Annotated in this window: 20 protein-coding genes; 17 read left to right on the top strand and 3 right to left on the bottom strand. The window is 68.2% G+C overall.

Annotated elements, in window-relative coordinates; genetic code table 11:
- Positions 1 to 15: 15 nt before the first annotated feature.
- Both AUL32_RS00605 and AUL32_RS00600 read left to right on the top strand, forming a co-directional pair.
- Positions 16 to 2,076 (top strand): acyltransferase family protein, encoded by a 2,061-nt coding sequence (locus AUL32_RS00605; RefSeq protein WP_192847399.1) that lies wholly within the window; start codon positions 16 to 18, stop codon positions 2,074 to 2,076.
- Between the two features lie 170 nt (positions 2,077 to 2,246).
- Entirely contained in the window at positions 2,247 to 5,069 is a 2,823-nt protein-coding gene (locus AUL32_RS00600; protein ID WP_062110969.1) for a family 16 glycosylhydrolase, read from the top strand.
- Between the two features lie 52 nt (positions 5,070 to 5,121).
- Here the strand turns inward: AUL32_RS00600 and cobT are convergent, their stop codons facing one another.
- Complete coding sequence (cobT, locus tag AUL32_RS00595; RefSeq protein WP_062110968.1) at positions 5,122 to 6,138, bottom strand: nicotinate-nucleotide--dimethylbenzimidazole phosphoribosyltransferase; 1,017 nt, start codon at positions 6,136 to 6,138, stop codon at positions 5,122 to 5,124.
- Between the two features lie 318 nt (positions 6,139 to 6,456).
- Between cobT and cobS the strand changes: the two genes are divergently transcribed.
- Positions 6,457 to 7,230 (top strand): adenosylcobinamide-GDP ribazoletransferase, encoded by a 774-nt coding sequence (gene cobS, locus AUL32_RS00590; RefSeq protein WP_062110967.1) that lies wholly within the window; start codon positions 6,457 to 6,459, stop codon positions 7,228 to 7,230.
- 162 nt (positions 7,231 to 7,392) lie between these two features.
- Here the strand turns inward: cobS and AUL32_RS00585 are convergent, their stop codons facing one another.
- A complete protein-coding gene (locus AUL32_RS00585) occupies positions 7,393 to 7,659 on the bottom strand; it encodes a hypothetical protein (protein WP_061974041.1) in 267 nt (88 codons plus the stop codon).
- A 160-nt stretch (positions 7,660 to 7,819) separates the two neighbouring features.
- On the opposite strand from AUL32_RS00585, the gene AUL32_RS00580 reads away from it, so the two are divergent.
- The 12 genes from AUL32_RS00580 (at position 7,820) to AUL32_RS00525 (ending at position 21,253) form a co-directional block, all read left to right on the top strand.
- A complete protein-coding gene (locus AUL32_RS00580) occupies positions 7,820 to 8,596 on the top strand; it encodes a (Fe-S)-binding protein (RefSeq protein WP_062110966.1) in 777 nt (258 codons plus the stop codon).
- Between the two features lie 26 nt (positions 8,597 to 8,622).
- Positions 8,623 to 10,041, top strand: coding sequence for a LutB/LldF family L-lactate oxidation iron-sulfur protein (locus AUL32_RS00575; protein ID WP_062110996.1), 1,419 nt, complete (start codon positions 8,623 to 8,625; stop codon positions 10,039 to 10,041).
- Positions 10,038 to 10,679, top strand: coding sequence for a LutC/YkgG family protein (locus AUL32_RS00570; protein ID WP_062110965.1), 642 nt, complete (start codon positions 10,038 to 10,040; stop codon positions 10,677 to 10,679). Before AUL32_RS00575 ends, AUL32_RS00570 begins: the two co-directional genes overlap by 4 nt.
- 136 nt (positions 10,680 to 10,815) lie before the next feature.
- Positions 10,816 to 12,249 (top strand): aminodeoxychorismate synthase component I, encoded by a 1,434-nt coding sequence (pabB, locus tag AUL32_RS00565; RefSeq protein ID WP_062110964.1) that lies wholly within the window; start codon positions 10,816 to 10,818, stop codon positions 12,247 to 12,249.
- The gene (locus tag AUL32_RS00560; RefSeq protein WP_062110963.1) at positions 12,246 to 12,854 is read left to right on the top strand and encodes an anthranilate synthase component II; all 609 of its coding nucleotides are present in this window, start codon (positions 12,246 to 12,248) and stop codon (positions 12,852 to 12,854) included. Before pabB ends, AUL32_RS00560 begins: the two co-directional genes overlap by 4 nt.
- Before the next feature lie 164 nt (positions 12,855 to 13,018).
- Positions 13,019 to 13,531, top strand: a complete 513-nt coding sequence (locus AUL32_RS00555) for a MarR family winged helix-turn-helix transcriptional regulator (RefSeq protein WP_244497571.1) — start codon at positions 13,019 to 13,021, stop codon at positions 13,529 to 13,531.
- Positions 13,532 to 13,786: 255 nt separating this feature from the next.
- Entirely contained in the window at positions 13,787 to 15,424 is a 1,638-nt protein-coding gene (locus AUL32_RS00550) for a glucan biosynthesis protein (protein WP_244497569.1), read from the top strand.
- Entirely contained in the window at positions 15,406 to 15,747 is a 342-nt protein-coding gene (locus tag AUL32_RS00545; protein ID WP_062110962.1) for a hypothetical protein, read from the top strand. The genes AUL32_RS00550 and AUL32_RS00545 overlap by 19 nt, the downstream gene beginning before the upstream one ends.
- 170 nt (positions 15,748 to 15,917) lie before the next feature.
- Entirely contained in the window at positions 15,918 to 17,726 is a 1,809-nt protein-coding gene (gene mdoH / locus AUL32_RS00540) for a glucans biosynthesis glucosyltransferase MdoH (protein WP_244497567.1), read from the top strand.
- 461 nt (positions 17,727 to 18,187) lie between these two features.
- Entirely contained in the window at positions 18,188 to 19,405 is a 1,218-nt protein-coding gene (locus AUL32_RS00535; RefSeq protein WP_244497564.1) for an OpgC family protein, read from the top strand.
- 145 nt (positions 19,406 to 19,550) lie between these two features.
- Complete coding sequence (locus tag AUL32_RS00530) at positions 19,551 to 19,763, top strand: hypothetical protein (protein WP_061974026.1); 213 nt, start codon at positions 19,551 to 19,553, stop codon at positions 19,761 to 19,763.
- Between the two features lie 83 nt (positions 19,764 to 19,846).
- Positions 19,847 to 21,253 carry a phosphomannomutase gene (locus tag AUL32_RS00525; RefSeq protein ID WP_061974024.1) on the top strand — a complete coding sequence of 469 codons (1,407 nt, stop codon included), beginning with the start codon at positions 19,847 to 19,849 and terminating at the stop codon, positions 21,251 to 21,253.
- 86 nt (positions 21,254 to 21,339) lie between these two features.
- Here AUL32_RS00525 and AUL32_RS00520 read toward each other — a convergent pair whose 3' ends face one another.
- Positions 21,340 to 22,761, bottom strand: a complete 1,422-nt coding sequence (locus AUL32_RS00520) for a mannose-1-phosphate guanylyltransferase/mannose-6-phosphate isomerase (RefSeq protein WP_062110960.1) — start codon at positions 22,759 to 22,761, stop codon at positions 21,340 to 21,342.
- Between the two features lie 291 nt (positions 22,762 to 23,052).
- Here AUL32_RS00520 and AUL32_RS00515 point away from each other — a divergent pair, with 291 nt between their 5' ends.
- On the top strand, positions 23,053 to 24,837 hold the full coding sequence (locus AUL32_RS00515; protein WP_061974020.1) for a type I secretion system permease/ATPase: 1,785 nt from the start codon (positions 23,053 to 23,055) through the stop codon (positions 24,835 to 24,837).
- On the top strand, positions 24,834 to 26,195 hold the full coding sequence (locus AUL32_RS00510) for an HlyD family type I secretion periplasmic adaptor subunit (protein WP_062110959.1): 1,362 nt from the start codon (positions 24,834 to 24,836) through the stop codon (positions 26,193 to 26,195). The genes AUL32_RS00515 and AUL32_RS00510 overlap by 4 nt, the downstream gene beginning before the upstream one ends.
- Positions 26,196 to 26,330 lie beyond the last annotated feature (135 nt).

Raw genomic sequence — 26,330 nt, 5'->3', positions numbered from 1 at the left:
GACAGGCATACCGCAGTGCAAGGTAAGATCGTCTCGACACTTGCACATGGTCTTGCGCCTACCGCCGAGGCGGGGCCAGGCGCCCCGTCCGCACCCCGGTCCAGCGCCTCTCACCGAGCCCCACAGCCCTACCGCGCCGACATCGACGGGCTGCGCGCGATCGCCGTCCTCTCGGTGCTTCTGTTTCACGCGGCGATGCTGCCGGGCGGCTTCGTCGGCGTCGACATCTTCTTCGTCATTTCCGGCTTCCTGATCTCGCGCATCATCTTCCGCGAAGTGGATGCGGGCGACTTCTCGATCGCGCGCTTCTACGAGCGCCGCATCCGGCGCATCGTGCCCGCGCTCGCCGCCGTGATGGGGGCGACCGCTCTCGTCTTCGCGCTCTTCGCCACACCCATGGATTACAAGATCATGGGCAAGAGCATGGCCGCGACGGCGGGATTCCTGTCCAATCTCTATTTCTATCTGAAGGGCGACTATTTCGATCCCTCCAGCGAGACCGCGCCGCTCCTGCACACATGGTCGCTGGCGGTGGAGGAGCAGTATTACGTCCTGTTCCCGCTGGCGGCGATGCTGATGGGGCGCATGCCGGCCGCGCGTCGGCTCGCCTTCGTGCTGGCAGGGTTCCTCCTGTCATTGGCCCTGTCGGTCTGGCTGGTGCGCGTCAACGCTTCGCTGGCCTTCTACCTGCCCTTCTCGCGCTTCTGGGAGATCCTCGCCGGCACGCTGGTCGCGCTCTGGCCCCACGCGCCCGCGACGCGCGGCAGGGCCGAGCTTTGCGGCCTCGCCGGCCTTCTCCTGATCCTCGGATCGCTCGTTCTGTATCACGATGGAATGCTGTTTCCGGGCGAAAGCGCCCTGCCGCCCTGCCTCGGCGCCGCGCTGCTGCTCCAGGCCGGCCGGCACGGGGACAACCGGATCAGCGCTCTCCTGTCGCTGAAGCCCCTCGTCTTCGTCGGGCTCGTGTCCTACTCGCTCTATCTCTGGCACTGGCCGGTTCTGGTCGGCGCGCGCTACCTGCTGATGCGCGAGCTGACCCCGACGGAGGGCGCGCTCGCGCTCGGCGCCACGGGCGTGCTCGCGGTTCTGTCCTGGCGCTTCATCGAGCAGCCTTTCCGACATGCCTGGCCCGGCCAGCAGCGGCGCCTGTTCTGGGCGACCGCCGCCCTCGGCGCGCTGACGCTGGCCTTCACCCTCGCCACCCATGTCACCGGCGGCTTCACCGGGCGTTTCCCAGAGCCCGCCCGCAGCTACGCCGCCGCAGCCCTCGACACCAACCCGCGCCGCGGCGAATGCGACCGGATCGCGATCGATCGGCTCCGGGCCGGCGAGGCCTGCCTGATCGGCGACCCCGGCGCCCAGGCGCCGAGCTTCGTCTTCATCGGGGACAGTTTCGCCGACGCCGAAATGCCGGCCATGGACGAGGCCGCGCGCAGGGCCGGGCGCAAGGGCTATGCCCTCGTCCATAGCGGCTGCTTTCCGCTGGCAGGCGTTCGGCAGGACAATCCGGAATGCCGCGACTTCGTGGACGCCGCGCTCGCCTTCGTGAAGAGCCATCCCGAACTCGGGCAGGCCATTGTCACCGCGCGCTGGACCAGCGCCCTCCTCGGCAACCGCTTCGGCCAGCTTCGTGGAGAGGGCTGGTTCATCACCGACGACGCCTCGCCCGCACCGGGCTACGCGGAAAACGCCGCCGTGTTTCGCCGCGGCCTCGCGCGCATGGTGGAGGCGCTGAGGCCGCTCGACGTCACGCTCCTCGCCTTCGTGCCGGAGCAGCGCTTCGACGTTCCGCGCGCCTTGATGTTCCATGCGCTGTTCGGCCGTCCCTCGGAGACGAGCCTGCCGCTTTCCGTCCACGAGGCCCGGCAGGCGCCGCTGCGCCAGGCCTTGGCGGAGGTGGCGCGCGCCCATCCGTTCCGCATCGTGGATGTCGGGGCGCGGCTCTGCTCGCCCGAGCGCGGCTGCCCCATGCTGCTGGACGCGACCCCGCTCTATGCCGACGACAACCATCTCAGCCGAAGCGGCGGACTCGCCATCGCGGATCTGTTCGGCAAGGCCCTGGGCCCCAAGGCGTGAGAGCAGGATTGGCTCGGATTTGAACTATATCTTCGCGCGATTAGAACGATCCATTTGCTTTGCTTGCCTGATTTCCCGCAAGAGCCCAAGTCGTTAAAATCATAAATGACATAACCCAGAGGAGTTAGGACTCCCCGCGTAGCATCCTTCCAAGCTCAGAGGGATGCAACATGGCGCTTCAGGATTTCTTCGGGAACCCCGTCAAGCTCAGCGGCGGTTATGTCAAAGCCGGCAATGCCTATACCAGCTCGAAACTGGTGAACGGCACGGCGACGGGAACGGACGAGAACGACGGGTTTACTGTCGGCGTCGGCAACTACACCCTGATCGGCGGCAACGGCGACGACCGTTACTATCAGGTTCAGACCGGAACCAAGATCGTCGAGAAGGCCGGCGGCGGCATCGACTCGGTCTATCTCAGCGGCAGCTTCGTGATGCCCGACCATGTCGAGAACGCCTTCGTCGGCTATGCCGACGGCGTCTTCGGCAATTCGCTCGCCAACTACATCGTCGGCAACGCCAAGAGCCAGATCATCAATGGCGGCGCCGGCAACGACGTGCTGACCGGCGGCGGTGGCGGCGACATCTTCGACTTCAGCGCCAAGTCTGGCTACGACGTCATCACCGACTTCCACCCCGGCAAGACCTCCAGCCCCTCCATCCTGCCGGACACGATCCGCCTCAGCGGCTATGATTTCACCAGCTTCTCGCAGGTGAAGGCGGCGATGACGCAGGTCGGCAACGATGTCGTCCTGAAGATGTCGGCCACCGATTCCGTGAAGATCCTCGACACGAAGGTCGCCGACTTCAGCGCCGACAATTTCCATCTGAAGCTCGACACTTCGCAGTTCAAGCAGACCTTCAACGAGGACTTCAACAGTCTCAACCTGTCGAACGGCCAGAACGGCGGCACCTGGCGCACCGACTATGGCTGGGGCGGAGATCGAAACGGCGTCGCCGCCCGCACGCTTCCCGCCAACAGCGAGAAGCAGCTTTATGTCGACACCTCCATGGTCGACAAATACGGCAAGTCCGTCTCGATCGACCCGTTCAAGGTCAAGGACGGCGTGCTCACCATCCATGCCGACAAGACGCCGGACGCCAAGCTCGGCGCGCTCTATGGCTACCAGTACACGTCGGGCCTCCTGACCACGCGCGACAGCTTCGCCCAGACCTACGGCTATTTCGAAGCGCGCATGGACGTGCCCGCCGGACAGGGCGTCTGGCCCGCCTTCTGGCTCTACACCACGAGCAAGAGCGGCTCCGAGCTCGACGTCATGGAAAGCCACGGCACGGACCTGTGGACCGCGACGACCCACGACCATTCGACCGGCAAGGACAACCAGCTTTCCAGCACGATCTTCACGCCCGATCTCACCACGGGCTACCACACCTACGGCGTGCTTTGGACCGCCAGCCAGGTCACCTGGTATCTCGACGGAACGGCGGTGAAGTCCGTCGCGACGCCGGCCGACATGCACGGGCCGATGTACATGCTGGTGAATCTGGCCATCGACAAGACGGCTGATGCCTCGACCTTCAACGGCGCGGACCTCAAGGTGGACTATATCCGCGCCTATAGCCTGGCCAACAGCCCGCTCGCCTCGGTGCCGACGAACTCGCTGGTCGCCACGCCGGCCAAGCCCGCATTCCAAGCGCTTGTTGGCACCGCGCGCGACGACACGTTTGTCGTGACCCATTCGGGCGACACGATCCTGGAAAAGGCCGGCGGCGGCACGGACACGGTTCACACCTCGGTTGACTACACGCTGCCCGACAATGTCGAGAACGTCGTCCTCCTGTCGGGCGCGCTGAAGGTGGTGGGCAACGACGAGGCCAACCGCATGTTCGGCAACGCGGAAGCCAACATGCTGATCGGCGGCGCCGGCAACGACACGCTGATCGGCCAGGGCGGCGCCGACACGATGATCGGCGGCACGGGCGACGACTATTACGACGTCGACAATGCGGGCGATCTCGTGGTCGAGAAGCCCGGCGAAGGGCGTGACACCGTCGCCGCCTCGATCGACTACATCCTGCCCGACAATGTCGAGAATCTGACGCTGACCGGCAGCGCCCTGCGGGGCACCGGCAACGCGCTGGACAACACGCTTCTCGGCAACGCCATGAACAACACCCTTTGGGGGGGCGCCGGAAACGACGTGCTGGACGGCGGCGCGGGCGCGGACACGATGGCCGGCGGCACGGGCAACGACACCTATTATGTCGACAATGCCGGCGACAAGGTCGTGGAAGCGGCGGGCGAAGGCTCCGACTGCATCAACTCCTCCGTGGACTACACGCTGCCCGACAATGTCGAGAAGCTCGTCCTCACCGGCAGCGCCCTGCGCGCCACCGGCAACGATCTCGACAATGTCCTACACGGCAACGCGTTGGACAACATCCTGATCGGCGGCGGCGGAAACGACCAGTTGGACGGCAAGGCCGGCGCGGACACGATGATCGGCGGCACGGGCGACGACATCTACTATGTCGACAATCCGCTCGACCTCGTCATCGAGCGGCCCGGCGAAGGGCGCGACACGGTGATCTCCAGCATCGACATCACCCTGCCCGCCAATGTCGAGCAGTTGATCCTGACCGGCTCGGCCGTACGCGGCACGGCCGGCGACACGGCCGCCTCGCTCTACGGAAACGCGGTCGGGAACGTCCTCACCGGCGGCGCAGGCAACGACATCATCGACGGCAAGGCCGGCGACGACACGATCCGGGGCGGCGGCGGCAACGACTGGTTGACCGGCGGCTCGGGGCGCGATCTCTTCGTCTTCGGCCCCGGCGGCGGCGCGGACACGATCACCGACTTCAACGCGGCTGAGGACCGGGTCGACTGGTCGGCTTATGGCCATCACGGCCAGTTGCCGGCGATGGTGCAGTCCGGCAGCTCGGTCGTGGTCTTCTTCGACGGCGGCGACAAGGTGACCTTCCTCAACGAGACGGTGAAGGACCTGACCGACCATCACGTCTTCGGCTGAAGCCGGAGCCCATACGAACGAGGCGGAGCCCGGCGGCTCCGCCTTTCGTCGTTCAGTCGCGGTTCGGCACGCCGGCCTGCGCAAAGGTCGCCATGCCGTTGTGGCAGGCGACGGCGGCCTTCACCATGGCGCCCGCGAGCGCCGCGCCCGTGCCCTCGCCAAGGCGCATGCCGAGCGCCAGGAGTGGCACCTTGCCCATCCGCGCCAAGGCCGCCTGATGGCCGGGCTCGGCCGAGACATGGCCGAACAGGCAATGGTCGAGGGCGGTCGGGTCCAGCGCATGAAGCACGGCGGCCGCCGCCGTCGCGACGAACCCGTCCACGATCACCGGCACGCGCTGCAGCCGGGCGCCCAGGATCGCGCCGCTCATCGCCGCGATCTCGCGCCCGCCCAGCCGGCGCAGGACTTCAAGCGGATTTCCGAAATGCGCGCGGTGCAGATCGATCGCCTGCTGCACCACGGCGCGCTTGTGCGCCATGCCGGCCGCGTCCTGCCCCGTGCCCGGCCCGACCCAGTCCGCCGCTTCGCCGCCCAGAAGTGCCGCGAAGAGAGCGGCGGCGACCGCCGTGTTGCCGATGCCCATTTCGCCGATGCAGAGAAGATCGGGCTGGTCGGCGAGGCATTCCATGCCGAAGGCCATGGTCGCCGCGCAGTCCTTCTCGCTGAGCGCCGGCTCCTCCGAAATGTCGTTGGTGGGATAGTCCAGCGCGAGATCGAAGACCTTGAGGCCGAGATCGAAGGTCGCGCAGATCTGGTTGATCGCCGCGCCCCCGGCCGCGAAATTCTCCACCATCGCCTGCGTCACGCTCGGCGGAAAGGCCGAGACGCCCTTGGCGGCGATGCCGTGATTGGCGGCGAAGACGGCGACCACCGGCCGGTTGACGGTCGGCGCGCGGCCCTGCCACGCCGCCATCCATTCCGCGATGTCCTCCAGCCGGCCGAGGCTGCCGGAGGGCTTGGTCAGTTCCTCCTGCCGGTGGCGCGCGTCGTGGCGGGCGCGGATGTCGGGTCCCGGCATCTGGGCGATCAGCGCGCGGATATCGTCGAAGGGCAGGCCGGTGGCGGACATGGAAAGCGGTTCCTCGAAGCGATGCGGGCCGGGCGGAACGGGCCGTCCGCTGCCGGCGTCGAACCGAGGCGAAGCCGCCGGCCAAAGGCGCGCGGGCGGATCGTCCGGGCCGAACCGCGCCTTTGGCCGGCGCCGCGCCCCGTTTCGGATCGACGCGAAGCTCCTTAAGGAAGAAGCCGGCCGCGCGCAAACGGGACGCTCGCCGGAAGGACATTCCCGCCGAGCCGCAATGCTTCTCGCGGCAAGGCGAAAAAGGGCGCGCCACCTCTGAGCCAAGGGTTCACGGGACGGGCTTCGAGCAAGGGGTGATGGGAGCCGATGGATCAGCTTTGGGGACGCTTCTGGCGCGCGAGCGCCTTTCTGACGCGCCTGCCGGCCCCCGCGCACGTCTTCGACGGCAGCCCCCCGCCGCTGGGGGCCGACGCCTCGGCCTTCGCCATTGTCGGCCTTATCATTGCCCTGCCCCCGGCCCTCCTGCTCTTGAGCCTTGCGACCCTGGGCCTGCAGCCGCTCGCCGCCGCGCTGCTCGCCCTTCTTTGTCTGATCGCGCTGACCGGCGCGCTGCATGAAGACGGGCTGGCCGACACGGCGGATGGCCTGTTCGGCCATGCCGAGCGCGAGCGCGCGCTGGAGATCATGAAGGACAGCCGAATCGGCACCTATGGCGCGCTGGCGCTGATCGGCAGCATGGCCGCCCGCGCCGTGCTGCTCGGCGATCTCGCAGGCCACGCGCCCTCGCTCGCCGCCCTGGCGCTGATCGCGGCCGCCGGCGCCAGCCGGGGCGCCATGGCCTGGATCTGGTCGAGCCTGCCGTCGGCCCGGCCAGGCGGCCTGTCGAGCCGCATGGAGGCGCCGAGCCGAAGGGCGGGCCGGTGGGCCGCCTTCGCCGCGTTGGCGATCGCGGCCTTAGCCGGCGCGGCCATCGGCGGCGTCGCGGGCGCGGTGCTGCCGGCGCTCCTCGGCGTCGGTGGCCTCTGCCTGTTTCGCGCCTTTCTCCTGCGCCGCCTCGGCGGCACCACGGGCGACACGCTGGGCGCCGCGCAGCAGATCTGCGAAATCCTCCTGCTGCTCGGCTTCGCGATCGCGCGCTAGAAGCCGGGCCAAGACCTGCGGACGCAGGATGGGCCAAGGGATTCTCGCCGGTTCGCAAGGAGCGAAGATCGATTCATGCGAGAGCGCATCGCCAAGCCTTCGCTCTGATATGAGCGCGCGAAAGATCCAGCTCACCGACCCCTGCGGGCTTTCCCGAGTTCTTTAAATCCGCAGCCCCGTGCCCAGCCCCATGGAGGCCAGAATCACCGCTGCGTCCGGCTCGGGCTCGATCACGGGAAGCCCCATCCCGTCGCGCACCGCCATCACGGCGATCTCGGCGTCCTCGGTGCCGGGCACTTCGAAGATGACGGGCGCATCTTCCACGCCCTCGCCTTCGCCCGCTTCCCGCGCGAAGACGCGCGCGTCGCGCAGCTTCGTGAAGACCTGGAACTTGCGGGCATCTTCGCAATCGATACGGACTACGTACATTTTCTAGGCCTCCGTTCGGATTGAGGAAAAGTTAAGCACGAGTCTTCGACGCTGCCAAGCGCCTTCGCGGGCACCCTGCCCCGCCGCGTCACGCCGCCTTGCGCCCGCGCGCGCGCCGTCGCAAAGGTGGGGCACAAGCCAAGACGGCAAGGAGGCCGCCATGGGAGAGCGATCCAAACCCGAGCGGCCCCGCGTCGCCCTCTTCGTCACCTGCCTCGTCAACGTCATGCGGCCCGGCATCGCCGAGGCGACGCGCGATCTTTTGGTGGCGGCGGGCTGCGAGGTGGAGGTGCCGCTGGAGCAGACCTGCTGCGGCCAGCCGGCCTTCAATTCCGGCGACGAGATGGGCGGGCGCGCCATGGCGCGCCACCAAATCGAGGCGCTGGAGGGCTATGCCTATGTGGTGGCGCCGTCCGGCTCCTGCGCCGGCACGATCCGCCACGACTACACCCACACGTTCCGGGACGATCCCGCGTGGCTGCGCCGGGCGGAGGAGCTTGCCGCGCGCACCCACGAGATCACCAGCTTTCTCGTGGATGTCATGGATTTCCAGCCCGCTCGGACGCGCTTTGCCGCCAAGGCGACCTATCACGACACCTGCTCGGGCCTTCGCGAGCTCGGCGTGCACGACCAGCCGCGCCGCCTGCTCGAAAGCGCCGAGGGGCTCGATCTCGTGCCCCTGCCGGGCAGCAATGTCTGCTGCGGTTTCGGCGGCACGTTCTGCGTGAAATATCCCGCCATCGCCAATGCGGTGGTGGAGGAAAAGGCCGAGGCCGTAGAGTCAACGGGCGCGGCGATCCTGCTCGGCGGCGATCTCGGCTGCCTTATGAACATGGCCGGCAAGCTGCAACGGCGCGGCTCGGCCGTGCGCGTCTTCCACACGGTGGAGGCCGTGGCCGGGCGGCTTGGCGGACCCGCGATCGGAGAAAAGCCGTGAGCGCGCCCGCGTCCGCTTCCGAAGCCATGCCGGACTTCCTCGCCCGGGCCGATGGGGCGCTGGGTGATCGCTGGCTGAAGACGGCGATCGACCGCACCACCGGCACGGCGCGCACCAAGCGGGCCGCGATCGTCGGCCAATGGCCGGACTTCGCGGTGGCGCGCGAGCGCGGCAAGGCGATCAAGGATCACGTGGTTCAGAACCTCGGTCATTACCTCGCCGAGTTCGAGCGCAATGCCCGGGCCAGCGGCGCGGTGGTTCATTATGCCGAGACCTCGGACGAGGCCTGCCGCATCGTCGTGGACATCTGCCGCAAGGCGGGCGCGAAAAGCGTGACGCGCTCCAAGTCCATGCTGGGCGAGGAGATCGGCCTGCCGCACGCCTTGGAGGAGGCCGGCATCGAGCGGGTCGAGACCGACCTCGCCGAGCATATCGTGCAGCTCGCCGGCGAGCGGCCGAGCCACATCATCTGGCCCGCCATGCACAAGACGCGCGAGCAGATTTCCGAGCTGTTCCGCGCCGCCCATGCCGACCCGCACCGGGAGGAAACGGCGGAGGCCATGGCGGCCTCCGCCCGCCGGCACCTGCGGCAGCGGTTTCTCGACGCCGATATCGGCATTTCCGGCGCCAATTTCCTGATCGCCGACACGGGCAGCGTCTGCACCGTGACGAACGAGGGCAATGCCGAGATGACCACGACGCCGCCCCGCATCCACATCGCGACGGCCGGCATCGAAAAGCTCGTTCCTTCCGCCGCCCATGCCGCGATGATGCTGCGGCTTCTCGTGCGCTCGGCCACGGGCGCGGCGCTGACGCAGTACACGACCTTCCACACCGGCCCCAAGCGCGCGGGCGATCTCGACGGGCCGGAGGAGTTCCACATCGTGCTCGTCGACAACGGGCGCACGCGCATGCTGGCGGGCGAGGAGATGCGCGCCATGCTGCGCTGCATCCGCTGCGGCGCCTGTATGAACCATTGCCCCGTCTTCAACCAGATCGGCGGCCACGCCTATGGCGGCACCTATCCCGGCCCGATGGGCGCGGTGCTGACGCCGATCTTCGACGGGCTGACCCACAAGACGCGCGACCTCGCCCATGCTTGCACGCTGAACGGGCGCTGCCGCGAGGTCTGCCCGGTGGACATTCCGCTGCCGACCCTGCTCAAGGGCTGGCGCACGGCGAGTTGGCGCGAAGGGCTGGAGCCGCGCACCATGCGCGCCGGGCTCGGCCTCTGGCGCTGGCTGGCGACGCATCCCCGGCTTTACCGGCCGGCCACGAGCCTTGCCGCGCGGGCGCTGCATCTCATGGGCGGCGCGCGCGGGCGCATCGCCTCGCTGCCGCTGGTCGGCGGCGCCTGGACGCGCCATCGCGACATGCCGGTGCCTCCCGCCGGCCCGACCTTTCTACAGGCCGAAGCCGCGCGACAGAAGGCGGCGCGGCGATGAGCGCGCGGGAGGCCATTTTCTCGGCGATCGGCCGGGCGCTCGGCCCAGCCAAGTCCGCTGCCGCGATCCAGGCCGAGGCCGACGCGCTGCTGGCCGAGCCGGAGCGCGTGCGCCCGCGCCTGCCCGAAGGCGATCTCGTTTCGCTGTTCGAGGCGGCGGTGACACGGCTGCCGCCCGGCGCCTCGTCGGAACGCGTCGCCGGCTTGGCGGCCCTGCCCGGCGCGGCGGCGGCGCATCTGGCGCGGCGGGGCCGCGAGCCGACGCTGAAGCTCCAGCCGCTCCCCGCCCTGCAAAACCTCTCCTGGGCGGACAGCGGCGTCGCGCTGTCGGAGGAGGTGGACGATCGCGTCGCCCTGTCGATGGCCGAATGCGCCATCGCGGAAACCGCGAGCCTCGTGATCCGCTCCGGCGCGGACATGGCGATCCTCGACGCGTTCCTGCCGCTGCATCACCTCGTCGCGCTGCGCGCGTCCGACATCGTGCCGCATCTGGAAGAGGCCTTCGCGCGCTTCGACCTCGCCCGCAGCCGCAATCTCGTGATTGTCACCGGCCCGAGCGGCACGACCGACATCGAGGGCAGTCTGGTGATCGGTGTCCACGGCCCCGCGACGCTGCACATCTTCCTGATCGAAGACTGAAGGCAGCGACGCTGGTTCGCAGGTCTGCTTTCGGATCGACAGGCCGGCCGCCAGATTCTATCGGGAGGCGAGACGCTGAGCCCGCCGCCGTTCGGGCAGGCGGGCGAGCGGCAACGAGCAGGGGGAACAGGCCGGTATGTGGCGCGAAGCGTTCGAGGGATGCGATGCGGCGGAGGCCGCCCGGCGCCTGCGCCCGCTCGGCCGCCTCGCCTTTCTCGACAGCGCCGCGCCCGGCGGGCCGAACGGGCGGCGCTCGGCCGTTCTGGCCGCGCCCTTTGCCGGCTTCACCGCATCGCTCGAGGGCGCAACCCTCGGGGCGGAGCACTTCTCGGGCTGCCCCTTCGCGGCCATCGACCAGGTGCTGGCGCGCTACCATGTGGAGGGCGGCGACGAGACGCGGCTCGGCCCCGGCCTCGCCGGCTTCATCAGCTACGAGGCCGGCCATTTCACTGAGCAGCTGCGCCGGACGCCGGACTTCGAGCCCGCAAGACCCCTGATCGCGCTCGGTCTCTACGATACCGCCCTCGTCTTCGACCACGAGACAGGCCGCGGCGAGATCGTCTCCAGCGGCTTTTCCGCCCAGCTCGACGCCGCCTCGCCGCTCACCTTGCGCGAGGCGCAGGCGAGGCGGCGGATCGGTGAACTCCGCAAGGCGCTCGCGACCCCGCCCCCGCCGGACCCGGCCGCGCCGGCGCAGGCCCTTGTCTGGCGCTCCGATCGCACGGTGGAGACCTATGCCGCGATGGTGGAGCGGGTGCGGGACTTCATCCGCGCCGGCGACATCTATCAAGCCAATGTCGCGCGCCGCTTCGAGGCCGATCTGCCGGAAGGTTTCGATCCGTTCGGCTTCTACCGCGTCCTGCGCCGGGTGAACCCCGCGCCCTTCGCGGCTTATCTCGACATGGAGGACCGGGTGGTCGCCTCGGCCTCGCCCGAGCTGTTCCTGCGCCTTCGCGGCCGCGATGTGGAAACGCGACCCATCAAGGGCACCGCGCGGCGGATGGCCGATTCCGAGGAGGACACTCAGGCGGCGAGAGCGCTGCTCGCCTCGGCCAAGGACCGGGCGGAAAACGTCATGATCGTCGATCTCTTGCGCAACGACCTGTCGCGCGTGGCGGAGCCCGACAGCGTAGAAGTTCCCTCGCTTTGCGCGTTGGAGAGCTTTGCAGGCGTCCACCATCTCGTGTCCGAGGTTCGCGCCCGGCTGCGCCCCGAGGAGGGGATCGGATCGCTTCTACGGGCCAGCTTTCCCGGCGGCTCCATCACCGGCGCGCCCAAGATCCGCGCCTGCGACATCATCACCGAGCTCGAAGGGCGCAGGCGCGACCTTTATTGCGGCGCCATCGCCCATCTCGGCTTCGACGGAGCGGCCGATCTGTCGATCGCCATCCGCACCGTGGAGTTCGAAGCCGGCCGGGCGCGCTTCGGCGCGGGCGGGGGCGTGACGATCCTGTCCGAAGGCGAAGCGGAGTTCCGGGAAACCGCGACCAAGGCCCAGCGCATTCTCGACGCCTTCGCCGCCTATGCGGCCGGGGCGGCCAATGAGCCGGGGGACGGAAGCCCGCCGTGATCCTGCTTCTCGACAATTACGACAGCTTCGCCGCCAATCTCGCGCGCTATCTCGAACGCTTCGACCTTCGCGTCCGCAGCGTGCGCAGCGACCGCATCACGCTCGGCGAGATCGAGGCGCTGGCACCCGATGCCATCGTCCTGTCTCCCGGCCCCTGCGGCCCGGCGGAAGCGGGCGTCAGCCTCGCCTGCGTCCACGCCTTCTCGGGGCGTGTGCCGATGCTCGGCGTGTGCCTGGGGCATCAGGTGATCGGCGCGGCCTTCGGCGGCGTGGTCGGCCCGGCTCTCCGCCCGATGCACGGCATGGCCTCGCCGCTTCGCCACGAGGGCGACGCCCTGTTTGCCGGCTTGCCCGATCCGATGGAGGCCGGGCGCTACCATTCGTTGATCGTGCGCTCGACGGCGGAGATGGAGCGGAGCCTTCGCGCGGTCGCGTGGTCGCCGGAGGGCGAGATCATGGCCCTGCGACATCTCGGCCATCCGACCTGGGGAATCCAATTCCATCCCGAATCGGTCCTGACCCCGCAGGGCAGCCGGATACTGGCCAACTTCAGGACATTGATTGGTCGGAAACGGGTCGATTCCACGTCGGATCAGAGGGCTTGACCCCGTTTTTGCGGATTTTTCGAGAGGTCTCAGAGGCTTGAAGCCCCACAGCGCCCCATGGGGCTGAACGCTCGATCAAACAAGGCCACTTTATCGCCTCGGTCGTCAGCCAGCTTATAATTACTTAAATGCGAAACGTCAGGGCTTCTTGCATATCGTTTCGCATGAACGAGCGTATCAGTTTGCGGGGCCAGGGCGTGCCGGACACGATGGCCTCTTCCCCTCCTTCGAATGCGGTGGACGACGAAGCGCAACTGGTCACGGCGCTCCTGTCGATCTCCAAGTCGACGCGCGCCTTTCTCGCCCTTCTCCTGGCGCAGATTGATCTGCATCCCGGCCAGGACCAGCTGCTGGTTCGCCTGACGCCTGGCGAGTCCGTCAGCGTCTCGGCCCTGGCCGAACAGCTGGCCGTTCGGCCCTCCACGGTTTCCAAGATGCTCGATCGCCTGATCGAGAAGAGCCTCGTCCTGCGCGAGTCCAATAGCCGCGACGCTCGGCGCACCATGGTGACGCTGACGCCGGCCGGGGAAGCGGCCAAGCAGCGCGTGCGCACGCTCTGGATGCGGCTCGAGACCGAACTCGGCAATTCCATGGAAGGACCCGAGCGCCAGGGGCTTCTCGCCTCGCTCCAGCAGGTCGACCATCTCCTGAGCGCGCGCCTGCGCCGGCTTCGCTAGACGCGCGAGCTCGGCGCGTGGGGGTGTGGGTCCGGTTCGCGGGGCGGTCCTCATTTCCGCCCAAAAGCTGGGGTCAGCGGGCAGGGTTGCGGCACGTCGTCCCATCGACGGCGAGCGGCAAGCGGAAATCCTGCCGCGTGTGGCCGGCTAAAGCTGGTGACCTTGTTGGCGAGTTGAGCGAAAGCTAGGCTATTCAAGCCTTTTCGCATATGCTCAAACGCGCGCGCCCTCAACGAGAAGAAGATCGCCATTCCCGTGACGAGACCCTCGCATCTTTCCCGACGCACGGCGTTGAAATACGGCTTGGGCGGTGTGTTCACCCTGCTTTGGGCCGAGGCCCGAGCTCAGGACCCGCAGCCGCAGCCGGCTCCTGCCGCACCGCAGCAGGCCGCGCCCGCGCAGCCCGCCGCTCCGCCCACGACGGTCGATCTCAATGCCTTCTCGTTCGACGCCCTGTCGGCGGCGCTGCGCAACCGCGCGGCCCAGCCCTATCAGGAGCCGCCGAATGAACTGCCGCAGCCGATCACGGATCTCGACTACGACCATTACCGGCGCATCCTCTACCGCCGCGACCAGACGGTCTGGGCGAACGAGCCGCTGAACTTCCAGATGCAGGCCTATTTCCCGGGCTTCCTCTACAAGGCCATCACCCGCATCTACGTGGGCGACGGCGCGCATTTCCAGCCGCAGGTCTTCTCGGGCGCCAATTTCGAGTTCCTCGCGCCGCTCGATCCGTCGGTCTTCCAGAACATCCAGCTTCCCGGCGTCGCCGGCTTCCGCCTCAATTATCCGCTCGACCGGCCCGATCTCTACGACGAGCTCGTGTCCTTCCTTGGCGCGTCCTATTTCCGCGCGCTGGGCATGAACAATCGCTACGGCCTTTCGGCGCGCGGCCTCGCCATCAACACGGCGACCACGACGGCCGAGGAATTCCCGCGCTTCACCGCCTTCTACATCGTGAAGCCGCAGCCGGCCGACGAAACCGTCCAAATCTTTGCCGAGCTTGAAGGGCCGAGCCTCACCGGCGCTTACGCCTTCCTGCTGAAGCCGGGTCCGCAGACCGTCATCGACGTGACGGCGCGCCTGTTCTTCCGCGGCGAGGTGGAGCGGCTGGGCGTCGCGCCGCTGACCTCGATGTATTATTTCGGCGAGAACGACCACGCCACGCGCGAGGATTTCCGCCCCGAGGTCCATGACAGCGACGGCCTGTTCATCCAGCGCCCGAACGGCGAGCGCCTGTGGCGCCCGCTCAAGAACCCGGACGATCTCGCGCTCTCCTACTTCGCCGAGACCTCGCCCAAGATGTTCGGCCTCCTGCAGCGCGACCGCGAGTTCTCGCACTACGAGGACGTCCAAGCCCATTACGAGATGCGCCCCTCGCTCCTGATCGAGCCGTTGGGAGACTGGGGCCGGGGCATCATCCAACTGGTCGAAATCCCGACCGATTCGGAAGCCAACGACAATATCGTCGCCTTCTGGGTTCCCGAGGAGCGGCCCAAGGCCGGCTCGCAATACGAGTTCCGCTACCGCATGCACTGGGGCTATCTCGACGAGATGCGCAGCCATGTGGCGAGCGTGGCGGGAACCTTCGCGGGCGTCGGCGGCAACGCGGCCGACACGTCCGACACCGGTCTTCGCCGCTTCGAGATCAACTTCGCCGGCGGCACGGCCGAGAACCTGCCGGGCGACGCGATCGTCGTGCCGATCATCGACGTGCCGGACGGCGCACGCCTCGTGCATAGCGGCATCTCGCGTCTGCCGGGCGGCGGCTGGCGTTTGTCGATCGAGCTGGAAAAGCTGAACGCCAGCCCGGTGGAGCTGCGCGCCAAGCTTTCCTTCAACCAGCGCATCATCTCCGAGACGTGGCTCTATCAATGGACGGGACGCCCGTGATCGGCCGCGACAAGACGCTCTCGGTGCGCACCAATACGGCGGAGGCCGATCGCTTCTTCGATTCGAGGCCCGTGGGCTATCTCGTGAACCGGCCGGACCTGTCGGAAGAGGAGGTCCTGGCCGCGATCGCCGAGCGGCTCGCCTTCGACGGGCGCACCGGGCCGGAGCCGCAGGTGGTGATCGAGGCCGCGCGCCTGGGCAAGCGCAAGGCGCTCGCCTTCCTGCGCAAGCTGGTGCTGCCCCAGCCGCGCTCGCCGCTCGCCATGCCGGTGCGCCCGATCCTGCGCGAGCACCTGACGCACGGCGTCGGCGAAGGCCATTAGACGATCCAGCGGCGGCCTCCCGGGCCGCCGTCCTCGTTGCCGCAGCGCGGCCTCGCCCGATGTGCTATCGGCGGGGCAGCAGAGCCGGGCCGGCCTGGCTCCCATGATTCCGTCAAGGTCTAATGATGGTGTCCCCGTCCCGCGAAACATCCTTGTGAGCGAGCGCATCCGTGATCGTATTGGGTAGACTGTTCTTCGCGCTCTTCGCGCTTCTCCTCGCCGTGGTGGCGGGCGTGCTCTTCGCCGTGGTCATCACCGCGAACGGCACGACCTGGCTGCATGTGGTGCAGGTGCTGCTCCTGATCGTGTGCTGCCTCTGGCTCGCCTGGGGCTTCAACACGGCGGTGGTCGGCATCTTCTCCCGGCGCGGCCGGCGCTGGACAGCCGCGCCCGACGGGCGCCGCTCGCAAAGCCGCACCGCCATTCTCATGCCGGTCTACAACGAGGACGCCGACGCCGTTCTGGCGCGCGTCGCCGCCATGATCGAGGGCCTGCAGGCGATCCGCCGGCTCGACCATTTCGACGTCCACATCCTCAGCGACTCCACCAAGGCCGAGGCCGTGGCGGCCGAGCGGCGCGCGACCTTCTCGGTCGCCGCGGCACTGGAGGCCGGCGGCCATCTCTATTATCGCAACCGCAAGAAGAACGTCGGCCGCAAGGCCGGCAACATCGCCGACTTCGTCACCAATTGCGGCGGCGCCTACGACTACATGCTGATTCTGGATGCCGACTCGCTGATGCGGCCCGAGACCATGCTGGAGATGGTCGCGCGCATGGACGCCGATCCCGAGCTGGCGCTGCTGCAGACGCAGCCGCTCATCATCGGCCGGCGCACCATTTTCGGCCGCGCGCTGCAGTTCTCGGCCGGGCTCTACTCGCCCGTCTTCTCGCGCGGCATCGCCTCGCTCCAGGGGCGCGAAGGGCCGTTCTGGGGCCACAACGCCATTATCCGCACCCGTGCCTTCGCCGATCATTGCGGCCTGCCGAACCTCTCGGGCAAGCCGCCCTTCGGCGGCCACATCCTGTCCCACGACTTCGTGGAAGCCGCGCTTCTGGCGCGCTCGGGCTTCAAGGTGCGCGTCGATCCCGACCTTCAGGGCTCGTTCGAGGAAGCGCCGACCAATCTGATCGAATACGCCAAGCGCGACCGCCGCTGGTGCCAGGGCAACCTGCAGCACGGCCGCCTTGTGCCCGCGCCCAATGTGCGGCTCTGGAGCCGAGTGTCGATGATCTCCGGCATCATGGCCTATGCGGCCTCGCCGATCTGGCTGCTCTTCCTCGTGGTCAGCCTGCTCGACCCGATTCTGAGCCCGGCGCCCAACTACTTCCCGGCCGACTCGCTCTTCCCGGTCTTTCCGCAGCCCGAAACCGGCAAGGCGCTGCTGCTCCTGCTCGGCATCGTGCTCCTGCTGCTGCTGCCCAAGACGCTGATCGCCTGCTACACCGCCTTCACGCGCCGCTCCACCGCCTTCGGCGGCACGCTCACCACGCTGATCGGCGGCGGCGTCGAGCTGGTGCTGACCAGCGCGCTCGCGCCGATCATGATGATGTTCCAGTCCAAAGCAGTGACGGAGATCCTGCTCGGCCTTGACAGCGGCTGGCCATCCACTGATCGCGACGACGAGGGTCTGCCGCTGAAGACCGCCTTCCAGGCCTCCTGGTGGATGGTGATTGCCGGCGCGATCCTTCTGTTCCTCACCTTCTTCTACGCGTTCGAACTCTTCTTCTGGGTCTGCCCGATCGCGATCCCGCTTCTGATCGCGCCGGTCTTCATCTCGCTCACCGGCAACCCGGCGCTGGGCGACGCGGTGCGTCGGTCCGGCGTCTTCGCAACGCCCTTCGAGCTCGACCCCGAGCCTGTGATCCGCGCCTCGGAGAAGTGGCGTCGTCGCCTCACCGACGAGAGCATCGGGCGCGACCTCCCCGCTTCCAAGGATGCGGCACCCTCGCAAGGACCCGCCACGCTCGTGTCGGCCTGATCGCCCATCAGGATACGTCGTCGTCTCGCAAGGCCGGTTGCGCTCCCCGCGCAGCCGGCCTTCTGCGTCGGGGTGGAGGGCCACCCATTCGCGCCCCGGCAACCCGAGCCTCCTTGCCCTCCCGCGCCGCCGAATGCTTGGCCGCCTCCCATTCGGGGCGGAAAAGACGTTCAGCAGGGGTTCAGGCGGCGGGCTCTAGTCCTAAATCTCTCCTATCGAGTGGAACCTCCCTCGGTCGGGAGCAGGAACGCGCCGTCCCTCGGGAAGGGTCGGCCCCAAGTTCGCCTGCGCGGTTTCGACCGGGCTCGGCCATGACGGTTCGCCGGGGAGCGGACGGATAGCGCTGCGAGATGCCCATGGGCACCGGCAGAACCATCCGGCCGCGCTGCCCGTCGGCGACCGTTCGGCCGGACCGGGCGAACCCCGCATTCGCGAACGCGCAAGGAGTGGATCGACTGACCATGACATCCGCCAGGGTTGGCGCGCCGGGCTCGGCGCGCGACAATCGCGTCGACTTCTTTCGTGGCTTCGCCCTTCTGACGATCTTCGTCAATCACGTGCCCGGCGTGATGTGGGAACACCTGACCTCGCGCAATTACGGCTTTTCCGACTCGGCCGAGCTTTTCGTCTTTCTGGCGGGCTTCGCCTCCGCCTTCGCCTATGGTCGGCCCTTCCTGCAGGCTTCAGCGCTGGTCGCGAGCGTCAAGGCGCTGCGCCGGGCGGGCACGCTCTATCTCGTCCACATCACGCTGACGATGATCACCGTCTCGATCTTCGCCTTCGCGGCGATGGGCACGGGCGACGGGCGCTATCTCATGCAGCTCGGCATCGGCTACTTCATGACCCAGCCGATCGAGACGCTGGCGGGCGTCGCGAGCCTGATGCATCAGCTCGCCTATCTCAACATCCTGCCGATGTACTGCGTCATCCTTCTGATGCTGCCGGCCATGCTCGCCATCGGGCGCCGCGTCGGGCTCTACGGCCTGCTGATCGTCTCGGCCACGCTCTGGGCCATCGCGGGCACGACCGGCTTCAACCTGCCCAACCATCCCAATCCCGGCGGCTGGCAGTTCAATCCCTTCGCCTGGCAGCTGATCTTCGCCATTGGGCTTGCGGCGGGTCTCGCCAAGGCCGGCGGCCGCGCGCTCGTCGCCTACAATCCGGCGCTTTACACGATCGCTCTGGTCTATCTCTTCCTGTCCTTCCTGTTCGTGGAGTTCCAGCTCTGGCACTGGTCCGCCATGGTGCCCGGCCCGTTCCTGATGACCGGCTTCGACAAGACCTTCGTGACCCTGCCGCGCCTTCTGCATCTGGCGGCTCTGGTCTATGTCTTCGTCCACGCGCCCTATGGCTCGGTGTTCCGCCGGATCGGAGCGAACAATCCGCTCTGCCTCGTGGGGCGGCATTCGCTGCCGATCTTCGCCACGGGCACGATCCTGTCGATCCTGGCGCAGGCGCTGCGCCTCGACCGGGAACCCGCCTTTCTGTTCGACACGACCCTGATCGCGATTGGTCTCGCGATGCATTTCGCTCTGGCGCTGTTTCTGGAATGGTGGCGCGGAGCGAGCGCGCCCGCCAAGCGCGACGGGCAGGCCAAGCTAGACGCCAAACCGGCCACCCCTCCCCTGCGGCCCGCCGCCGAGCCCCGGCCCGCCCCCTCGCTTGGCCGCACGACCTGATCTCCCCGCGCCCTCCGTCCGCTCTCGGGCGGAGGGCTGAGCGAACAGGGAACTTCAGCGTGTTCGCCGCGCGAAAGCCGGTCGTGTTTCCCGTGCGATCGGCTATAAGAGCGGCCGATCCCGGGACTTGGGCGAAAGGCCTGCCATGAAGGACCAGCACCATCCCTTCTTTCGTCCGCTCTGGCGGCGCGTCCTCGTGGTGGCCGTCTGCTTTCTCTGGGCGGGCGTCGAGCTTTATGCCGGCAGCCAGACATGGGCGCTGATCTCGGCTGGCATCGGGGCCTACGGCATCTGGATCTTCTTCATCACCTACCAGCCGATCGACGAGCCGCCGCTCCCTCCGCCTGGCGAGCGCTGACAGCTCAGACCCGCGCCCCTTCCCCGGCGCAGACGCATCGGCTTCCGGCATTCTTTCCTCAACCAACGGCAGGACAGGTCTTCATGAGCTTGAAGTTCGGAACCAGCGGCTTGCGCGGTCTCGTCACCGATCTCCTCGGCGAGCCGAGCTATCGCTACACGCTCGCTTTTCTGCGGGTGATGAGCGAGCGCGGCGCGCCGAAGAGCCTCCTGATCGGCCGCGACCTGCGCGCCAGCAGCCCCGAGATCGCTGGCCTTGCGGCGGCCGCCGCGCGCGACGCGGGCTTCGAGCCGATCGACGCCGGCGCCGTGCCGACGCCGGCCCTCGCGCTGGAAGCGGCCCGTCTCGGCCTGCCCGCCGTGATGGTGACCGGCAGCCATATCCCCGAGGACCGCAACGGGCTGAAGTTCTACGGGCTGAAAGGCGAGATCACCAAGGAGGACGAGGCCGACATTCTCGCCGCCTTCGAAGCGATCGGCCCCGTCGCGCCCGAAAGCCTAACGCCCCCGGCCAGCCTGCCCACGTCGGAAGCGCGGGCGCTCTATCTCTGGCGCGCGGTGGACGCGTTCGGCACTGAAGCGCTGCGCGGCGCGCGCATCGGCATCTATCAGCACAGCTCCGTGGCGCGAGATCTCCTGGCCGAGGCGGTCGAGGCCCTGGGCGGCGAGGCCGTGCCCTTCGGGCGCGCCGACAGCTTCATTCCGGTGGACACCGAGGCACACCGGCCCGAAGACCTCGCAATCCTCGGTGAGGCCGGGCGGGACGGATACGACGCGATCCTCTCCACCGACGGCGACGCCGACCGCCCGCTGATGGCGGACGAGCGCGGCGAGGTGATCCGAGGCGACGTTCTCGGCCTCATTGCTTCGGGCTATCTCGGCTTCGACACGATCGTGACGCCCGTCACCTCCGGCTCCGCGCTGGAGGGCTCGGGGCTGGTGGACAAGGTGCTGCGTACCCGCGTCGGCTCGCCTTATGTCATCGCCGGCATCGAGCAGGCCCTCGCCGAAGGGCGCAAGGGCGTCGCCGGTTTCGAGGCCAATGGCGGCTTCATCCAGGGCACGGATGCCGAGGTGGACGGGCGGCGCATCCCGGCCCTACCGACGCGCGACGCGCTGCTGCCGCTTCTTTGCGCGCTGGTCGCGAGCCGCCGGGAAGGCGTGCCGCTCTCCGCTCTGGTGGAGCGCATCGGTGCCAAGCCCGCCGCCTCGCACCGGCTCCAGAACGTGCCGAGCGAGAAGAGCGGCGCGTTCCTCGCGCGCCTCGCCGACGACGAGACGTTCCGTTCCAGCTTCTTCGAGGGGCTCGGCGCGCCCGGCGCGGTGAACCGGCTGGACGGTGTGCATGTCACGCTCGCGAACGGCAACACGATGCATTTCCGCGCCTCCGGCAACGCGCCGGAGCTGCGCTGCTATGCCGAGGCCGAAACGCCGGAGGCCGCCAAGGCCCTGGTGGCGGACGGGCTGGAGCGCGCGGCGCGCGCTCTCTGACCCCCGCCCCGACGAACAGGCACCCGATACGAAAAAGGGCCTCCCGAGGGAGGCCCTTTGCTTTTGCGCCGAGGGGTCCAGCCCGCTCAGTTGCGGGCGTAGATGTCCTCGATGCGCACGATGTCGTCCTCGCCGGTATAGGAGCCGACCTGCACTTCGATGAGCTTCAGGTCGATCTTGCCGGGATTGTGCAGGCGATGGGTGCAGCCGATCGGCAGATAGGCGGCCTCGTTCTCGTGGAACAGCTTCACCGTGCCGTCCACCGTCACCTCGGCGGTGCCGCGCACGACGACCCAATGCTCGGCACGGTGGTAGTGACGCTGAAGGCTGAGGATGCCGCCCGGCTTCACGCAGATATGCTTGACCTGGAAGCGCTCGCCGATGTCGATACGCTGGTACCAGCCCCAGGGGCGGTGGATCTTGTGGTGCTGCCCGGCCTCGGGCCGGCCCTCGCCATGCAGCTGTGCGACCAGCGATTTGACGTCGCCCGCCCGGTCCTTGGCGGCCACCAGAACCGCGTCAGGGGTCGAGACGACGACGACGTTGTCGAGGCCGACCACGGTGGTCAGCACCTCGTCGGAGCGCACGAAGCTGCCCGTGGTGCCGAGAACCGAGACCGGCCCTTCCAGCACGTTGCGGTCGGCATCCGCCGTCTTGATGTCGTAGAGCGCGTCCCACGAGCCGACGTCGGACCAGCCGAACGAGGCCTGGAGCACGCCGGCGCGCGTGGTCTTTTCCATCACGGCATAGTCGATCGAGATGCGCGGCGCGCTGGCGAAGCGCGCGGCGTCGAGCCGCAGGAAGTCGAGATCGCGCTGCGCGCCGTCCACCGACTCCTCGGCCGCCTTCAGCGTCTCGGGTGCGTTGGCCGTCAGTTCGGCGATCATCAGCGAGGCGGGGAACAGGAAGTTGCCGCTGTTCCAGCTGTAACCCTCGGTAATGTAGCGCTCGGCCGTCTCGGCATTGGGCTTCTCGGCGAAGCGGGCGACCTCGAACAGGCGGCCGTTGCCGCCGAGCGGCGCGCCGGGCGCGATGTAGCCATAGCCTGTGGCGGGCCAGCTCGGATGGATGCCGAGCATCATGATGCGCCCCTCGCGCGCCGCCTCTGCGGCGGTCAGGCAGTCGCGCGTGAAGGCTTCGCCGTCGGTGATCACATGGTCGGCGGCCAGCACGAGGCAGAGCGCGTCGGGGTCCCGGCGGCTGGCGATCACGGCACCGACGGCAACGGCCATGGCGGAATCGCGGCGCTCTGGCTCGAGCACGATGTCGGCGTCGATGCCGTTGCGGGCGAGCTGCTCGGCCACGGTGAAGCGGAAGTCGGAATGCGTGACAACGACCGGCTTGGCGAAGCGCGGGCCGACGACGCGCAGCATCGTTTCCTCGAAGGTCGTGCGACCGTCACCCAGCAGAGGCACGAACTGCTTGGGCATGGTGTCGCGGGAGACCGGCCAAAGGCGTGTTCCCGCGCCGCCCGCAATGATGATGGGATGCACGTCGAAGGCGCTCATGTCTTTTCCTTCCGGGTGATGATCGCCGGCCCGCGTCCGGTCTCGAGATAGGGCCCTTTGTGCTGGAGTGGGCACTGCAGCGCAACCGTGGAATCCATTCCGCACCCAGCTTGTGCTTTTTGCGGTAAAGAGGCATGAGTTTCGCGCGGGCGACGCCATCTGTCCGCGTTAAGCCACTGGCAACCTTGTTCCGCGTCGCCGCCAGCCTTTAAGACAACAAAAACAGCCTTGCCGCTTAATGGGTTAACTGACCTTAGGCATGGGCTTCGGGCAGGGCGGGACGTGTCTTCCATGAATGCGATCGAGCGCGTGCGCGGCGTCGTCTGGGCCGGACTGGCCGGGCTGATGGGGTTCACCTTCGTGGTGAACATGCTTCTGCTGACTCAGCCCGTCTACATGCTGCAGGTCTATGACCGCGTCCTGTCGTCCGGCTCGGTCGACACCTTGATCTACATCTCGATTCTCGCGGCCGCCGCCCTTCTTCTGATGGGCGTGCTCGACGCGGTGCGCAACGCCATCGCCAGTCGCATCGGCGCGCAGATCGAGGTCGCCGCCGCCAATGACGCGATGATCGCCGCCATGAGCGGCTCGCGCGCCTCCGTGGGCGACACACAGCCGCTGCGCGATCTCCAGACCGTGCGCAGCTTCATCGGCGGGCGGGCGATCTTCGCTTATCTCGACCTGCCCTTCGCCCCGCTCTTCATCGGGCTTCTCTGGTTTCTCCACCCGGTGCTGTTCTTCCTGACGCTCGGCGGCGCGGCCGTGCTGGCGCTTCTGGCCTTTCTGAACCAGCAGGCCACGGCCCGCGCGGCGAGCGCGGCCAGCGAGCATTCCATGGCCGCCATGCTGTCGGCCCAGAGCTTCGTGCGCAATGCCGAGAGCATTCGCGCCATGGGCATGATGGGCAACACGATCGACGCCTGGGGCGCCTCGGAAGCGCGTTCGCTCGCCGCGCAGGACCGGATGAACCGCGTCAACGCCTGGTTCGCTGGCGCCTCCAAGGCCTTCCGCCTGGGGCTGCAAATCGCGATCCTTGGCACCGGCGGTTATCTCGTGCTGCAGCGTGAAATCTCCGGCGGCATGATCTTCGCCTCCTCGCTCATCTCGGGTCGCGGCCTGCAGCCGATCGACCAGGTGATCGCCGGCTGGAAGCAGCTGGTGGACGCGCGCAAGGCATGGGATCGCCTGCAGAAGGCGCTCGCCAGCGCGCCGCTTCGGCCCAAGGCGACCGAACTGCCCGACCCCGCCGGCACCTTGTCGATGCACCAGCTCGTGGTCATGGCGCCGAACGGCGCCTCCGCCGAACCGCTGATCAAGCGCGTCTCCGCGCAGGTCCCGGCGGGAAGCTGCATGGTGCTCGTCGGCCCGTCGGGCGCCGGCAAGTCGACGCTGGTGCGCACGCTGGTCGGCGCCATGCCGATCCAGTCCGGCTCGGTCCGGGTCGACGGCGCCGACATCCGCAACTGGGATTCCGAACAGCTCGGCCGGCGCATCGGCTATCTCGCGCAGGATGTGGAGATGCTGCCGGGAACCGTGGCGCAGAACATCGCGCGTTTCGATCCCGCCGCCACCGATGCCGAGATCGTCGAGGCCGCCCAGAAGGCGCAGGTCCACGAGCTGATCCAGCGCCTACCCAAGGGCTACGACACGCCGCTCGGCCCCGCCGGGCACCAGCTTTCGGGCGGCCAGCGCCAGCGCGTGGGCCTCGCGCGCGCCTTTTTCGGTGGCCCGCGTCTCCTGCTTTTGGACGAGCCCAACGCCCATCTCGACAACGAGGGCGACGTCGCGCTCGAACGGGCCCTACGCAACGCGCGCCAGGACGGGGTGACGGTTCTTCTCGTCACGCAGCGGCGCAACGTCGCCGATCTCGCCGACAGCATCATGATCCTGCGCGACGGGATCATCGAGGATGTCGGGCCCAAAGCCGACGTCTATGCCCGCCAGGCCGCCCGCCGCAAGGCGGAGGAGGAGCAGCGCGAGGCGCAGGCCCGCCGCAAGCTCGAAAATCTCGTGGTCAAGGGCCAGTTCGGCCAAGGCCAGCAGCCCGCCGCCGGGGCCCAAGGAGCAGCGCGATGAGCCAGGACGCCCTGATCCCCCGCCCCGCGGGCCCAAGCGAAGCGCTCGCCATCCGGCCGAGTTGGACCGACGGCGTGCCGACCAATTCGCGCACCATGACGCTGGTCGGCCTGCTCACCTCCGGCGCCTTTCTGCTCGGGTTCGGCATCTGGGCCACCACGGCGCCGTTATCCGGCGCGGCGATCGCCCACGGCTATGTCGCCGCCGCCGGGCGCAATCTGCAGATCCAGCATCTGGAAGGCGGCATCATTTCCGACATCCTGGTGCGCGAGGGGGACAGGATCGACTCCAACCAGGCCCTCTACCGGATGGACTCCACGGGCGCGGCGGCGCAGCGCAACCGGCTGCGCAACCAGCTTTTCGCGCTGGAAGCACGCGCCGCGCGGCTTGCGGCCGAGCGCGACGGCGAGCGGGCTCTCGTCTTCCCCGACGTGCTGCAGGTGCGCCCCGAGGACCCGGCGCTGGCCAAGGTTCTGGACGAGCAGGTGAAAGAGTTCACCACCAAGCTCGAAGGGCATCGCCGCGAAATGGCGATCATCCAGCAGCAGATCGCCGCGCTGGAAGAGCAGATCCGGGGCCTGGGGGACCAGAAGGTCGCCGCGCAGGAACAGCTCGCCGTGGTCAAGGACGAGCTGAAGCGCCGCAAGAGCCTGCTCGACCGCGGCCTCGCCAACCGGCGCGAATACACCGACTTTCTCCTGTCGCAGGCGCAGCTGACCGGCCAGATCGGCGAATTCGGCGCCAGCGTTCTGGCCGCCCGCACGCAGATGGAGGAGCGGCGCGAGCAGATCGCCCGCCTCCAGAGCAAGCGCGTCGAGACGGCGGCCTCCGACCTCAACGAGGCGCGGGCCCGCATCGCCGATATCGACGAGCAGCTTCAGGCCGCCGAAACCGTCTTGGAACGCGTCACCGTGCGCTCGCCCAGCGCCGGGATAGTGGTGAAGCTGAACTACAACGCGCGCGGCGCGGTGGTCTCGCCCGGCCAGCCCATGGCCGAAATCCTGCCGACCGGCGAAAGCATGATCGTGGAAGCGCGGCTGACGCCGCAGGACATCGATCAGGTTCACACCAACCAGCCGGCCGAGCTGCGCTTTCCCGCGCTCAACCGGCTGACGCCGAGCGTCGACGCGACGGTGACCTTCGTCTCGCCCGACCGCATCGTCGATCCGCGCACGGACCAGCCCTACTACATCGCCCGCCTGCGGCTGGCCGAACGGCTGCCGCCGGGCGTCGATCTCGCACAGATCTACCCCGGCATGCCGGTCGAGACCTATATCAAGACGGGCGAGCGCACCTTCCTGGAATATCTCCTGAAGCCGCTGGAAGATAGTTTCAGCCGGGCCTTCCGCGAAACCTGAGGGCCTGTCTCCCCGGCGCTGCCGGGCGAGCCCTCTCCCGCCCATCCTGCTTTCCCGTATCTTGCCGCGCTGCACTATATCGGCATAGTGGCGCCCACCGGGGCATGGCCCCACGGGAAAAGGCGGAAAGAGTAG

Source organism: Aureimonas sp. AU40 (assembly GCF_001463785.1).
Lineage (GTDB): Bacteria > Pseudomonadota > Alphaproteobacteria > Rhizobiales > Rhizobiaceae > Aureimonas.
This window is presented reverse-complemented; position numbering and strand designations above follow the sequence as displayed.